This is a genomic window from Streptomyces albipurpureus, from assembly GCF_023701525.1.
Lineage (GTDB): Bacteria > Actinomycetota > Actinomycetes > Streptomycetales > Streptomycetaceae > Streptomyces > Streptomyces albipurpureus.
The window spans coordinates 254,533-268,632 of sequence record NZ_JAMQAW010000036.1 but is presented as its reverse complement, the minus strand read 5'-3'; the positions used below and the strand labels follow the sequence as shown (position 1 = coordinate 268,632).

Annotated in this window: 8 protein-coding genes and 1 pseudogene; 6 read left to right on the top strand and 3 right to left on the bottom strand. The window is 69.1% G+C overall.

What is annotated here, in order from left to right; translation table 11 throughout:
- Positions 1-319 precede the first annotated feature (319 nt).
- Positions 320-1,222, bottom strand: a complete 903-nt coding sequence (locus tag NBG84_RS28210) for a LysR family transcriptional regulator (protein WP_250922438.1) — start codon at positions 1,220-1,222, stop codon at positions 320-322.
- Positions 1,223-1,315: 93 nt separating this feature from the next.
- Here NBG84_RS28210 and NBG84_RS28205 point away from each other — a divergent pair, with 93 nt between their 5' ends.
- Positions 1,316-2,299: an EamA family transporter gene (locus NBG84_RS28205; RefSeq protein WP_285367834.1), complete on the top strand. Its 984-nt coding sequence runs from the start codon at positions 1,316-1,318 to the stop codon at positions 2,297-2,299.
- Here NBG84_RS28205 and NBG84_RS28200 read toward each other — a convergent pair.
- Positions 2,202-2,963 (bottom strand): annotated as a pseudogene (locus NBG84_RS28200) (sugar phosphate isomerase/epimerase family protein); the annotation flags it as partial. The gene NBG84_RS28205 and the pseudogene NBG84_RS28200 sit on opposite strands and share 98 nt — an antisense overlap.
- A 507-nt stretch (positions 2,964-3,470) precedes the next feature.
- Positions 3,471-4,553 carry a LacI family DNA-binding transcriptional regulator gene (locus tag NBG84_RS28195; protein WP_250922436.1) on the bottom strand — a complete coding sequence of 361 codons (1,083 nt, stop codon included), beginning with the start codon at positions 4,551-4,553 and terminating at the stop codon, positions 3,471-3,473.
- Between the two features lie 355 nt (positions 4,554-4,908).
- On the opposite strand from NBG84_RS28195, the gene NBG84_RS28190 reads away from it, so the two are divergent.
- The 5 genes from NBG84_RS28190 to NBG84_RS28170 all read left to right on the top strand — a co-directional run bounded on the left by NBG84_RS28190 (position 4,909) and on the right by NBG84_RS28170 (position 12,466).
- On the top strand, positions 4,909-6,069 hold the full coding sequence (locus NBG84_RS28190; protein ID WP_250922435.1) for a Gfo/Idh/MocA family protein: 1,161 nt from the start codon (positions 4,909-4,911) through the stop codon (positions 6,067-6,069).
- On the top strand, positions 6,066-7,289 hold the full coding sequence (locus tag NBG84_RS28185) for a dihydrodipicolinate synthase family protein (RefSeq protein ID WP_250922434.1): 1,224 nt from the start codon (positions 6,066-6,068) through the stop codon (positions 7,287-7,289). Before NBG84_RS28190 ends, NBG84_RS28185 begins: the two co-directional genes overlap by 4 nt.
- A complete protein-coding gene (locus NBG84_RS28180) occupies positions 7,286-8,131 on the top strand; it encodes a sugar phosphate isomerase/epimerase family protein (protein ID WP_250922433.1) in 846 nt (281 codons plus the stop codon). The genes NBG84_RS28185 and NBG84_RS28180 overlap by 4 nt, the downstream gene beginning before the upstream one ends.
- A 593-nt stretch (positions 8,132-8,724) precedes the next feature.
- Entirely contained in the window at positions 8,725-10,947 is a 2,223-nt protein-coding gene (gene recD2, locus NBG84_RS28175; protein WP_250922432.1) for an SF1B family DNA helicase RecD2, read from the top strand.
- 229 nt (positions 10,948-11,176) lie between these two features.
- Complete coding sequence (locus tag NBG84_RS28170) at positions 11,177-12,466, top strand: citrate synthase (protein WP_250922431.1); 1,290 nt, start codon at positions 11,177-11,179, stop codon at positions 12,464-12,466.
- Positions 12,467-14,100 lie beyond the last annotated feature (1,634 nt).

Genomic DNA, 14,100 nt, shown 5'->3' with positions numbered 1-14,100 from the left:
GCGGGAGAGGGGTGGACCGGACCCGCTCGCGCCGAGGCGAAGCGAACCGGAACCGTGCTGCGGACCCACCCGGCAGGGCTGGCTGAGTAGACGGCAAAGCGCGGGGGAGGGTTGCCTGCCGCACACGAAGACTCATCTGATGTCGGGGGAGAGATCCTGGTGAGTCGTGAGTCGTGTTGTGGGTGCGGGGTACGGGGTGCGGGGTGCGGGGTGCCGGGCGTTGGGTTTTGGGTTCTGGGTTTTTGGGCACGGGAGGGTGGCGGCGGCGGACCCTGGGGCGGTGTTGAGACGCGGTAGGTGGTCAGGGGTGCCCCGGGGGTCACTCCACCCCGGTGAAGCACTCGCGCAGCATCCCCACCGTCGCCGTGATGGCCGGCCGCCTCGCCGCCCCCACCCGCCACAGTGCGTACAGCCGCCGTCTCGGCAGTGGATCGAGGCTCACCGCCACCACGCCCGGCGGGAGCTCCCCACGCCCCAGACGAGGGATCATCGCCACTCCCAACCCCGCCGCCACCAGGGCCAGTTGGGTGTGGTTCTCCTCCGCCTGGTGCACCAGGTCCGGCTCGCGGCCGGATGCCCGTAGCGTCCGTACCAGCCAGTCGTGGCACACCGTCCCCGGCGGCTGGCAGATCCAGCGCTCACCCGCCAGATCCTCCCGCCGCGCCTTGCCCGCCGCCGCCAGTGGATGTCCCGTGGGTACCAGCAGATCGCAGAGGTCCTCGCCGAGGAACACCTGCTCCACCCCGTCCGGTGCCGGCAGCGGAGCGATGTCCCAGTCGTGGGCCACGGCGAGATCCGTCATCCCCCTGGCGACGAGGTCTATCGAGAGATGCGGGTCGACCTCCGTCAGCCGGGCGTCCAGGCCCGGGTGGCCCTCGGCGAGTCGGGCAAGCACCTCCGGAAGGAGTCCCCGGGCCGCGGAGGGGAAGGCGGCGATCGTCAGTCGGCCGGTCGGCGTGCCGCGGCGCTCCTCCAGGGTGGTCTCGGCGCGCTCGACTATGGCCAGCAACTCCTGGGCGGTCGCGGCCAGATGGCGGGCCTCGTCGGTGAGTACGACACCCCGACCCTGTCGTTCCAGCAGGGTCGTACGAGTCTCCCGCTCCAACTTGGTGATCTGTTGCGACACCGCCGAAGGCGTATACCCGAGTGCGGTCGCCGCGGCCGCGACCGAACCGTGCACGGAGACCGCGTGCAGGGCCCGCAGCCGTCCCAGGTCAAGCATGACGGCGCTCCCTCCCATTCGTAAGCAAAGCTCAATTCCACCATGAAGAAATGTGTGCTGGTGCTACATGGTTCGGTCCCTGATGCTCGATCTATGCGTCCCGCACACATCTGCCTGGCTGTGCTGATCACCGCGATTCTGGGAGTGAACTTCGTCGTCATCGAGATCGGGCTCGACCACTTCCCGCCGCTGCTCTTCACCGCCCTGCGGTTTCTGGTGGCGGCTGTTCCCGCTGTCTTCCTCGTCGGTCGCCCCACGGTCGCCTGGCGGTGGATCGTAGGGGTGGGATTTGCGCTCGGTGTGGGGAAGTTTGGCCTTCTCTTTATCGGAATGGACCAGGGGATGCCGCCCGGGCTCTCCTCGCTGGTGCTCCAGATCCAGGCCGTCTTCACGATCGTGTTCGCCGCCTCCTTCCTCGCGGAGCGCCCCGGGCGTGGCCGGATCATCGGCATGGCGGTGGCTCTCGCGGGGATAGCGGTCGCGGCCGTCGACGAGGGAGCGTCGGGCTCGATGGCGGCCTTCGCCCTGGTGATCGCGGCCGCGGCCTGCTGGGGCGTGTCCAATGTGCTGACCCGCAAGGCGTCCCCACCGGAAGCGTTCAACTTCATGGTCTGGGTCAGTGTCGTCCCGGTACTGCCACTGCTCATGCTCTCGCTGGTCTTCGAGGGGCCGAGCGAGGGGGCGGCCGCCCTGCGCGCCCTGGACTGGACCGGCGCCGGAACCGTGCTGTTCGTCGCCTGGATCTCGACCGTGCTCGGTTTCGGAGCCTGGAACTGGCTGCTGCGGCGCCACCCCGCCTCAGCAGTCGCCCCCTTCTCACTCCTCGTACCGGTCTTCGGCATGTCATCGGCCGCGCTACTGCTGGACGAGGCGATCAGCCCGCTGCGCTGGTGCGCTGCGGTGCTCCTGGTCGGTGGAGTCGCGCTTACTTCGCTGTCGGGAAGGTCGGCTGCACGGGCAGTGCCGACAGCAGGCCCTCCAGATACTCACGTCCCTGGACCAGCAGCCCTGGCAGCTCCGCCGCCTGGGGGTACCAGCGCTTCTCGTACTCCCAGCTCAACCACGTCTGCGGAGTAAGCGTGGACAGGCACTCGGCGAGCGGAACGACTCCGTTGCCCAGCGGCAACGGCATCAGGTCGTCAACTGCCGCCACATCCTTGACCTGCACATAGCCAAGGAAAGGAGCGAGATAGCCATGGGTGGTGAGCGGGTCCTCACCGGCCAGCCAGGGGTGCAGCACATCCCAGAGGGCGCCCGCGTTCAGATGCCCCACCGGCCCCAGGACCCCGGAGATCGCCTCCCCGGTGCGGTGTGAGTCATGGGTCTCCAGGAGCAGTCGCACACCCGCTCCCGCCGCGGTCTCGGCCGCCGCACCGAGCCTACGAGCGGCAGTTGCGTCCGCAACGGCGGGGTCCTGATCTGCGGCCCCGGGGAAGATGCGTACATAGGGTGCGCCCAGGTCCCGGGCCAACCACAGCAGCTCCCCGAGCTCCCGCAGGACCACCGCCTCATCGGCTTCGGCGGCGAGGTTGGTGTATCCGCAAACGGCCAGGACCTCCACGCCCGCGCGGCGGAACTCCTTGGCGACCGCCGCCCGCTCCGGCATCTCCAATCCGGGGTGCACCGGTTCGTCGGGGGCGACTCGGAGCTCCACCCCCTGGTAGCCGGTGTCGGCGGCGAGGGCTGCCACATCTGCCATGGCCATGCCCGGTACCCCGAGCGTGGAGAAGGCGAACTTCATGGCACTGGTCCTTCCGTCGGGGGCTCTGTTCGGCCCGGTGGGCTCCCAGCCGTGTACGGCCGGGAGGCGTTCGGCGATACGGCTGGGTCGGCGACCGCCTCGCCGGGGTGGCGACCGCGCGGCACTCGTCGTACCAGCGACGCGGCTCCACGGCGCCCAGCGGTACGTCTCCACCGGGCGGCTCTTGGACCGCGTACCCCGCATCCCGCCCGGCATCCGTCACCATCTGTGACATCTCGCCTGAGGGGCGGGGCCTTGCCACCATGATCAGCCCAGGAGCCCAGGAGCCCAGGAGCCCAGGAGCCCAGGAGCTGCGGTGAGGTGCGGGGGAGGTGTGCGGCGAGGCGAGGGGCGAGATGGAGAGGCCGGGCCGGTAGGCCGAGACGGTCGGTCTGACCGGGCCGGGTCAGACCGACGAGATCGCCGAGGCCGGGGCCTACCGGTCGACCACTCGCCGAGGCTCAACAATTCCCCCGCTCGGCCCCAGCGAGGGAACCGCCCCGCTCCTCACCCGTTCGGCCGTGCCGTCGACCCCCGAACCATCAACTCCGCCTCGACCGTCGCTATCCCACCCGGCGGCGGGGCCTCCTTGCCCATGGCCAACCGTCCGGCCCGGGCCGCCGCCTCGAAGAGCGGCAGCCGTACCGTCGTCAGCGCGGGGGCGGCATCCACCGAGAAGGGCAGATCGTCGAAGCCCGCCACCGAGATGTCCTCGGGGACGCGTCGTCCCTGATCGCGTAGGGCCGCACACACCCCGAGCGCCACGGTGTCGTTCGCGGCCACGATCGCCGTCAGTTCGGGGTCCCGGCGCAGTAGCTCGCGGGCCGCGTCAAAGCCTGAGCCCCGGCTGTATGTGCCGTGCACGGTCAGCCGTTCCTGGGCGCTCGTCGCCAGCCCCACCGCTGCCAGCGCCTCCCGATGGCCTTCGAGTCGGTCTCTGGTGGTGGTACGCCCCGGCGGCCCAGCCACATAGCCCACCCTGCGGTGGCCAAGGGCAAGCAGATGCTCGGTGAGTCGCCGCGCCCCGCCCCGGTTGTCGAAGGCGAGTACGGCGGGCGCCGGATGGTCGTCCGCGGCGCCGTCCGGGCCGGGCATCGGCGGGCGGCCGCAGAGCACCACCCTGGTCCCGGCCCTGGTGAGTTTCGCCAGCTTCGCGGACATCGCCGCGGTGTGTTCCGGGTCCTCCAGCGCGCCACCGGTCAGCACCACCGCCGCCGCGCGCTGTCGCTGCAACAGGGTGAGATAGGTCAGCTCGCGCTCGGCCAGGCCTCCCGTGTTGCAGACCACGGCGAGTTTCTCGCCGCCGGCCCTCCCCATGCCCTCCGGGCCCCCGATCTCGCTCTGCACGGCCCCGGCCATGATCCCGAAGAACGGGTCGGAGATGTCGTTCACCAGGATGCCGACGAGGTCGGAGGTCGCCGCGGCAAGGGAGCTCGCCGGGCCGTTCAGTACGTAGTCCAGTTCGTCCACCGCCCGCAGTACCCGCTCCCGGGTCGAGGCCGCGACCGGGTAGTTGCCGTTGAGTACGCGGGAAACGGTGGCCGGGGAAACCCGGGCCCGCGCCGCGACATCCGCAAGCGTGACTGTCATCGCTTCCCTCCGCGGGAGATGGGCCCGGGGCGCTTGTCCGGGCCGCTGTCGGCAGGCTAGCGTCATATCCGATAGAAAGCGCTTGCTGTCATCGCTTCGCGGGAAGTCGCTCCAGGAGGATTCCCAGGGGCCCCACCAGAGGAGCCGGCCTGAGGCAGGAAGGGGCGTCCTGAGCGAAAGGCTCCCGAAGCCCAGCGTCAGCGGAGCTCGGCACAGGCGGCCCGCGCTCGGCGCCTGGGAGCTCGTAACGACCGTTGAACAGGTGCCGCAAGCGCGCTGAGAGGCCTTGAGAGAACGCGGACCGAGCCCGGACCAGACCCGGCCGGGCGCGCCCGAGTGACCCGGAGGCTAGGTCGTGACACGCAGGACCGTGCGGATCGCCATGAACGGCGTCACCGGCCGGATGGGATACCGCCAGCATCTGGTGCGCTCCCTCCTCGCCATCCGAGAGCAGGGCGGGCTCGACCTCGGCGGCGGCGAGACGGTGTGGCCGGAGCCCGTCCTCGTCGGCCGTCGCGAAGACGCGCTCCGCGACATCGCGCGACGCCATGGCCTCACCGAATGGAGCACCGACCTCGACTCGGTGCTCGACGCCACCGGCTCGGGCCGCGTGGACATCTACTTCGATGCCCAGGTGACCCCCGCCCGCCCGGCGGCCCTCAAACGGGCCATCGCCGCGGGCAAGCACATCTACGCCGAGAAACCGACCGCCACCGATCTCGCCGGAGCCCTGGAACTCGCCCGGCTCGCCGATGAGGCCGGCGTACGGCACGGCGTCGTCCAGGACAAGATCTTCCTGCCGGGGCTTCGCAAGCTCAAACGGCTCGTCGACAGCGGCTTCTTCGGCCGGGTCCTCTCCGTGCGCGGCGAGTTCGGCTACTGGGTCTTCGAGGGCGACTGGCAGGAGGCGCAGCGTCCGTCCTGGAACTACCGGGCCGAGGACGGCGGCGGTATCACCGTCGATATGTTCCCCCACTGGGACTATCTGCTCCATGAGCTGTTCGGCCGGGTGACCAGCGTGTTCGCACAGACGGCCACCCATGTCCCGCAGCGTTGGGACGAACGGGGCGCGCCCTACCGGGCCACCGCCGATGACGCCGCCTACGCCGTCTTCCAACTCGACGGTGGGATCGTGGCCCAGATCAACTCCTCCTGGGCGGTTCGAGTGGCACGTCAGGAGCTGGTGGAGTTCCAGGTCGACGGGGTGCTGGGCTCCGCGGTCGCCGGACTGCGCCACTGCCGCGCCCAACACCGCTCGGCCACCCCCAGACCCGTGTGGAACCCCGATCAGCCGACCACGGAGCCCTTTGGCGACCAGTGGCAGGAGATCCCGGACAACGACGAGTTCGACAACGGCTTCAAAGCGCAGTGGGAACTGTTCCTGCGCCATGTCGCGCTGGGGGAGCCCTACCGCTGGGACCTACTGGCGGGAGCGCGCGGTGTTCAACTGGCCGAACTAGCCTTGAGGTCGTCGGCCGAGGGGCGCCGCTTGAACGTTCCGGAGCTGACGCTGTGAGCCTTGTGCTGCCCGACGCGAAGGGTCGGCTGCGCACCTATGTCCCGCGTCCCGAGCCCGCCGACTTCACCCGACCGGCTCGCCCCGACCCGCCGACCTCCGCCCCGGCGCCCGCCACCAGCCGTCTCCCTGCCGGCACCCCCGCTCCCTTCGCCTCCCGTACCGTCTTCGCCGCCGCGCATGTGGTCGCCGCTCCCTACGCCGACAACGGCCCCGGCGCCCCCGCAGTGGTGGACTGGGACGCGACCCTCGCCTTCCGCCGCCATCTCTGGTCGTACGGTCTCGGGGTGGCGGAAGCCATGGACACGGCGCAGCGCGGAGCAGGTCTTGACTGGCCGGCCGCCGCGGAGCTGATTCGGCGTTCGGCCGCTGAGGCCAGCGCGGTCGGCGGGCGAATCGTGTGCGGTGTCGGCACCGATCAGCTCCCTCCGGGGCCCGCATCGCTGGACGCCGTAAGAGCCGCGTACGAGGAACAGCTCACGGCGGTCGAGGAGGTCGGTGCGCAGGCCGTTCTGATGGCGTCCCGAGCGCTGGCCGCGGCGGCCCGTGGCCCTGAGGACTATCTCGCCCTCTATACGGAGCTGCTGCGGCAAGCCCGCGAGCCGGTGGTTCTGCACTGGCTCGGCCCCATGTTCGACCCGGCGCTACGCGGCTACTGGGGCAGTGACGACCTGGACGCGGCCAGCGCCGTCCTCCTGGAGATCATCGCTGCGGATCCCGCGCAGGTGGACGGCGTCAAGGTCTCGCTACTCGACGCTGGTCGGGAGATCGCCCTCCGGCGCGCGCTTCCGCGCGGTGTGCGGTGCTACACCGGCGATGACTTTCACTATCCGGAACTGATCGCCGGAGATGAGCAGGGTTTCAGCCATGCCCTGCTGGGAGTTCTCGACCCACTGGGGCCATTGGCGGCCGATGCCGTACGGAGGTTGGACCAGGGGGACACGGCCGGCTTCCGCACCCGTCTCGATCCGGCACGCCCCCTCTCTCGACATCTCTTTGAGCCACCGACGCACTGCTACAAGACGGGCGTGGTGCTGCTGGCCTGGCTCGCCGGCCATCAGACCCACTTCACGATGGTGGGTGGAACGCAGTCCGCCCGCTCGCTGCCACATCTGGCGCGCGCCTATGAACTCGCCGATGGACTCGGTCTCTTCCCTGACCCGGAGCTTGCCGAGACCCGGATGAGATCACTGCTCGGTGTGTACGGGATCGACGGATGAACGGCGACCACCGGGCGGGCCTCGACCGGTTCAGCATCAACCAGATGACCGTACGCCAGCTATCGCTGCCCGATCTCGCCGCTGTCTGCGGGCGGCTCGGTGTCACCGGCGTCGGCCTCTGGCGCGAACCGGTGCGCTCCTACGGGGTGCGGGCAGCGGCCGACCTGATGCGGGACGCCGGTCTGACCGTCACCAGTCTCTGTCGCGGCGGCTTCTTCACGGCCGGGGACCAAGCCGGGCGAACGCGTGCCCTGGAGGACAACCGCAGGGCCGTCGATGAGGCCGCCGCCCTCGGTACGGACACCCTGGTCCTGGTCAGCGGTGGTCTACCGGCGGGCAGCCGCGACCTCATCGGCGCACGGGAACAGGTGGCCGATTCACTGGCCGTACTCGCCCCCCATGCGGCGGAACGGGGCGTTCGGTTGGCGATCGAGCCGCTTCACCCGATGTACGCGGCGGACCGGTGCGTGATCTCCACCATGCATCAGGCCCTGGAACTCGCCGGCCGGTTTCCGCCGTCCTCGGTGGGGGTGGTGGTGGACACGTACCACATCTGGTGGGACGAGACGGCCCCTGACGCGGTGGCCAGGGCGGGGGCGCAGGGGCGTATTCACTCCTTCCAACTGGCCGACTGGACCGTTCCGCTGCCGGCGGGGGTCCTCACCGGGCGTGGGCAGCTGGGCGAAGGCTCCATCGAGCTGCGGCGCTGGCGTGAACGGGTGGACCAGGCCGGTTACCGGGGTCCGATGGAGGTGGAACTCTTCAATGAGGAGCTCTGGGCGAGGGAGGGGGCCGAGGTCCTGGCCGAGAGCCTCAGCCGATTCGTCGCGCATGTCCTCTGACGGCGCCCGCGCGCTGGCCGCAGTGCTGCGGTGGGGCGTGCTGCCCCGGTTTCGGTGCCGTAGATCTCCGGGCTGCGGGAGACGGGCATACCAGGCTGCCCTTCGAGCACGGCCGAGGCGGAGCCGCGTCGGCTCGGCGTCCGGGTTGTCGGCGGCCGGGTCATTCTGCGTGGCCAGGTGGCGGCGAGGGGAGTCGGTTGAGGGACGGAAAGAAAATAGTTCCGTTCTCATGCAACCCTTTCCGGCTCCTGGCAGTCGTAACTGTCATCAAGGCTCTCGGGGGGAATCCGGGGGGATTCGAGGGCCTGGACGGAGGGGAAACGGAGGGGCCCGGCTGTTGACGGCCGGGTCTCCTCAATTTTCCGGGACCTCCTCGGGTCTTCGGGACATCCTCAATTTTCCCGGACCTCCTCGGGTTTCCCGGACCTCCTCGGGTCTTCGGCCGCGCGAGGTGTCGGCCTTTGGTGCGCTCCTTCCCCGCACATGGATGTCTGCTTCCGGCGGCTTCGCCGCAGAAGCCTGAGACCGGTCGCGGTGTTCCCGGTTATCCACAGGTGCGGCGTGATGTCGGACCTCAGCGGTAGCGTCGGGGCATGTCCAATACGACAGGGCCTCAGCTGGCGGTCGTCGAAGGTGTTCTGGAGCGGATCACCTACGCCAACGAGGAGAACGGGTACACGGTGGCGCGCGTCGACACCGGCCGTGGCGCAGGCGATCTCCTCACGGTCGTCGGCTCGCTGCTCGGTGCTCAACCGGGCGAATCCCTGCGCCTGGAAGGCCGCTGGGGTTCCCACCAGCAGTACGGCAAACAGTTCACGGTGGAGAACTACACCACGATTCTCCCCGCCACCATCCAAGGCATCCGCCGCTATCTCGGCTCAGGGCTCATCAAGGGCATCGGCCCGAAGATCGCCGAGCGGATCGTGGAGCACTTCGGCGTCGACACCCTCGATGTCATCGAGCAGGAGCCCAAGCGCCTCGTGGAAGTCCCCGGGCTCGGCCCCAAGCGGACCAAGCTGATCGGTGTCGCCTGGGAGGAACAGAAGGCCATCAAGGAAGTGATGGTCTTCCTCCAGGGCGTCGGTGTCTCCACGTCCATCGCCGTCCGCATCTACAAGAAGTACGAGGACGCCTCGATCTCCGTGGTGAAGAACCAGCCCTACCGGCTTGCGGCCGATGTCTGGGGCATCGGGTTCCTCACCGCGGACAAAATCGCCCAGTCGGTGGGTATTCCTCATGACAGCCCCGAGCGGGTCAAGGCCGGCCTTCAGTACGCGCTGTCCCAATCCACCGACCAGGGGCACTGCTTTCTGCCCGAAGACCAGTTGATCTCCGACGCTGTGAAGCTGCTCCAGGTGGATACCGGCCTCGTTATCGAGTGCCTCGCGGAGTTGGCGGCGGACGAGGAAGGCGTGGTCAGGGAGCAGGTGCCGGCGCCGAACGGCGGTGATCCACTGACCGCGGTCTATCTGGTGCCGTTCCATCGGGCGGAGATATCTCTGGCGGCCCAGCTGAAACGGTTGCTGCGGGCACCGGACGACCGGCTCCCCGCCTTCCAGGATGTCGACTGGGACAAGGCCCTGGCCTGGCTCGCCGAACGGACGGGCGCCGAGCTGGCCCCGGAGCAGCAGGCGGCTGTCCGGCTCACCCTCACCAGTCGGGTCGCGGTGCTCACCGGGGGTCCTGGGTGCGGAAAGTCATTCACCGTGCGGTCGGTGGTGGAGCTGGCCCGTGCCAAGAAGGCGAAGGTGCTCTTGGCGGCCCCGACGGGCCGGGCGGCCAAGCGTCTGTCCGAGCTGACCGGAGCGGAGGCGTCCACGGTGCATCGGCTGCTGGAGCTCAAGCCGGGCGGGGACGCGGCATATGACCGGGACCGACCCCTGGACGCGGACCTGGTGGTGGTGGACGAAGCCTCCATGCTGGATCTGCTGCTCGCCAACAAGCTGGTCAAGGCGGTCGCCCCCGGAGCCCATCTCCTGCTGGTCGGAGACGTGGACCAGTTGCCGAGCGTGGGCGCGGGAGAGGTGCTGCGAGACCTCCTCGCAGAGGAGGGGCCGGTGCCCAGGGTGCGACTCACCCAGATCTTCCGGCAGGCCCAGCAGTCGGGTGTGGTCACCAACGCCCATCGCATCAATTCGGGTATACAACCCATCACTTCCGGGCTGACGGACTTCTTTCACTTCGTCGAAGAGGAGACGGAAGACGCGGGCAGGCTCACTGTCGATGTAGCCGCGCGAAGAATTCCAGCCAAATTCGGCCTCGATCCCCGGCGGGATGTTCAGGTTCTTGCCCCTATGCACCGGGGTCCTGCGGGCGCTGGCACGCTCAATGGACTGCTTCAGCAGGCGATTACGCCCGCGCGCCCGGATGTGGCCGAGAAGCGCTTTGGCGGAAGAATTTTCCGTGTCGGCGACAAGGTCACGCAGATTCGCAACAATTATGAGAAGGGGAAGAACGGTGTCTTCAACGGCACGGTCGGCGTGGTCACCTCGCTTCACCTGGACGATCAGCGGCTCATGGTGCTGACGGACGAGGACGAAGAGATTCCGTATGAGTTCGATGAGCTCGATGAGCTGGCCCATGCCTATGCAGTCACCATCCATCGCTCGCAAGGCAGCGAGTATCCGGCGGTGGTGATCCCGGTCACCACGGGCGCTTGGATGATGCTCCAGCGCAATCTCCTCTACACGGCGGTCACCCGGGCCAAGAAGCTTGTGGTCCTCGTCGGCTCCCGCAAAGCGATCGGGCAAGCGGTCCGCACGGTTTCCGCAGGCAGACGGTTCACCGCCCTGGACCACCGACTAACCCGGGTTTGAGAGGTGCACACTCGCCCGCCCGGGGGAAGCAGTTCGGTCCCAGGGTGGGAAATGCCACCCCGACTTCCGGATTCGGGGCGCACGGGGCAGGATGAGCAGGTTGGCGGCACTCAGTGCCGCCAAAGGGTCAATCGGGTCGACCCCGAGTGCACTCTGCTGAGCCAAGTGGGGGATGGTAGAGACAGTCAGGGCACCTCGAAGAAGAGGCACTACGTCGGTGAGGGATGACGTGAGCGACAACTCTGTAGTACTGCGGTACGACGACAGCGAGTACATCTACCCGGTGGCTGAGAGCACCGTCGGTGACAAGGGCTTCGACATCGGGAAGCTCCGAGCCCAGACCGGTCTGGTGACCCTGGACAGCGGCTATGGCAACACAGCCGCCTACAAATCCGCGGTCACCTACCTCGACGGTGAGCAGGGAATCCTCCGCTACCGCGGCTACCCCATCGAGCAGCTGGCTGAGCGTTCCAGCTTCCTTGAGGTGGCGTACCTCCTGATCAACGGCGAGCTTCCGACCGTTGACGAGCTCGCCGAGTTCCGGGGCGAGATCACCCAGCACACCCTGCTGCACGAGGACGTCAAGCGGTTCTTCGACGGCTTCCCTCGTGACGCCCACCCCATGGCCATGCTCTCCTCGGTGGTCAGTGCGCTGTCGACGTTCTACCAGGACAGCCACAATCCGTTCGACGAGAAGCAGCGCCACCTCTCCACGATCCGGCTGCTCGCCAAGCTGCCCACGATCGCGGCGTACGCGTACAAGAAGTCGATCGGTCACCCGTTCGTCTACCCGCGCAACGACCTCGGGTACGTCGAGAACTTCCTGCGGATGACCTTCTCGGTCCCCGCACAGGAGTACGACCTCGACCCGGTCGTGGTGGCGGCTCTCGACAAGCTCCTGATCCTGCACGCGGACCACGAGCAGAACTGCTCCACCTCCACGGTCCGCCTGGTCGGCTCCTCGCAGGCGAACATGTTCGCCTCGATCTCCGCCGGCATCTCGGCGCTCTGGGGCCCGCTGCACGGCGGCGCCAACCAGTCCGTGCTGGAGATGCTGGAAGGCATCCAGGCGGCCGGCGGCGATGTCGACTCCTTCATCCGCAAGGTGAAGAACAAGGAGGACGGCGTCCGGCTGATGGGCTTCGGCCACCGGGTGTACAAGAACTTCGACCCCCGGGCCCAGATCATCAAGGCGGCGGCGCACGACGTCCTCTCGGCGCTCGGCAAGTCCGACGAACTGCTCGACATCGCGCTGAAGCTGGAAGAGCACGCGCTCTCCGACGACTACTTCGTCGAGCGCAAGCTCTACCCGAACGTGGACTTCTACACCGGTCTGATCTACCGGGCCATGGGCTTCCCGACCGAGATGTTCACCGTGCTCTTCGCGCTCGGCCGGCTGCCCGGCTGGATCGCCCAGTGGCACGAGATGATCAAGGAGCCGGGTTCCCGCATCGGCCGTCCGCGCCAGATCTACACGGGTGTCGTCGAGCGCGACTTCATCCCCGTCGAGGCCCGCTGAGGCCACTGAGGCCATCGCAGGGTCATCGAATGCCCCCTGGGGCAGCGAGCTCAACCGAGCTTCCGTGGCTCAACCACCGGGGTCGCTGCCCGCTCGGCCCTGCGTCCCCGGTTCCGTACGGCTGCCCAGTGGACGGGCGTCCGGGCAGCCGTACGGTTGAATGACATGCCCGCGCGGCGAGCGCGTTCGGAGCCGTTCCGCGGACGCGCTGTCCCGGGTCAGTGCGGCAGTCGCGACAGCGCTCCAGCGCGACAGGGGCACAGCAACCTCTCGCGCATGCGACGACACTCCGTGCCGCGGTCCTGTGCCGGTCTCCTCGGGCTCGCTGGCGCCACGGTGGCAGCCGCCTCAGGCGCTGCCTCAAGCTTGCCGCGCAAGGCCCTCCGGTCCCGAGGTCCCGTGGTGCCGAGGTGCCCCAGCCCCCGTGCAGCCGCGCCCCTGAGCCCGGACCGAGCCGCCGAGCCTCAGGGCTCAGGCACCAACCCCGCGCGGTCGAGGGCGCGTCCCTGGGCCTGCCCGTCCCCACCGCCGCCAGCACCTCGCCGGGGGCGGCTTTCCGCTGTCCTGGGGGCAGACCCTCGGCCCGCCCTTCCTGGGCCTTGGGAGCGGCTCTCCTTGGGGACGCCCACCTCTTGGGGATCTCGACGTGAGGTCCGGATGACGTGACCCGCGTACGCCTGCCGTCGTGGCCTGCGTACGCCCCTGCCGTGCGAACGATTCCCGCTGTGGTGCCACCCGAGTCGGCTCCTGGCTCCCGTTGTCTGAGGCTCCCGTTGTCTGACTCGTGGGCGAAGGACCGGGCCCGGACGGACAGGTGACAGTTGCCGGGACGGACCCGTATGGGGCTGACCACAGGGGGCTGGCACGGTCTGCCCGCGATCCGGAGCCGGTTGCTGCGGAGGTGGGGTTCAACGGTTGCTCTGGGGTGGTTCGGCGGGCTTCGCTGGCCTTCTGGGGGTCTTTTGCGGCGGGTGGCACAGGTCGACCAGCCTGCCGCTCGAAGGCGGGTTTCGGCCGTACGCACGAGTCGCGCAGCGACAGCCCTGGTGGTCACTGTCTGTAGCTGACCGTCTCCGACCGCGTCGCTCGTCGACGCCCGCCCGCGCGGCCGCCCACCGGTCCGGGTGAGCTCATTCGGCGCCCTCGCGGGGAGCCCATGGCCCGGCGAGGTCCACGTTCCTGGCGGCGTCCACCTGGGGTGGGTGCGGGCCGCTGGCCGTGGTTCGCGCGGAGGTGGTTCGTTGGGTGTGGCGGGGGCCGTGGGCCATGGTCCACGAGGTGGGCGCGGGTTACCGGCGCCCAGGCCGCGTCGAGCCGGGTCCCATCGCGGTTGTCGTCAGCGCAGCCACTGCGCGGGTCGGCGCGGACCCCGGGTTCTGGGCCCGTCCAGCGGGCTCGGGGCATGGGTCGTCCGCCGAACCCGCCCGGTTCGGCTGTGATGAGCTCCCTCTCGGCGCTGTGCGGCCGTATGAGCCCCCCGCAGTGAGCGATGGGCCCCGGGGCCACCTGGAGGCCCGATAGGCCCGCAGATGACGAAAGCGCCCCGCTGCCGATCCCCCCACGGGTCGACGAGCGGGGCGCTTCCCATATCCCCGGAGCGGATTCCCCCCACGGGATCCGGCCGGGTGTCTCCT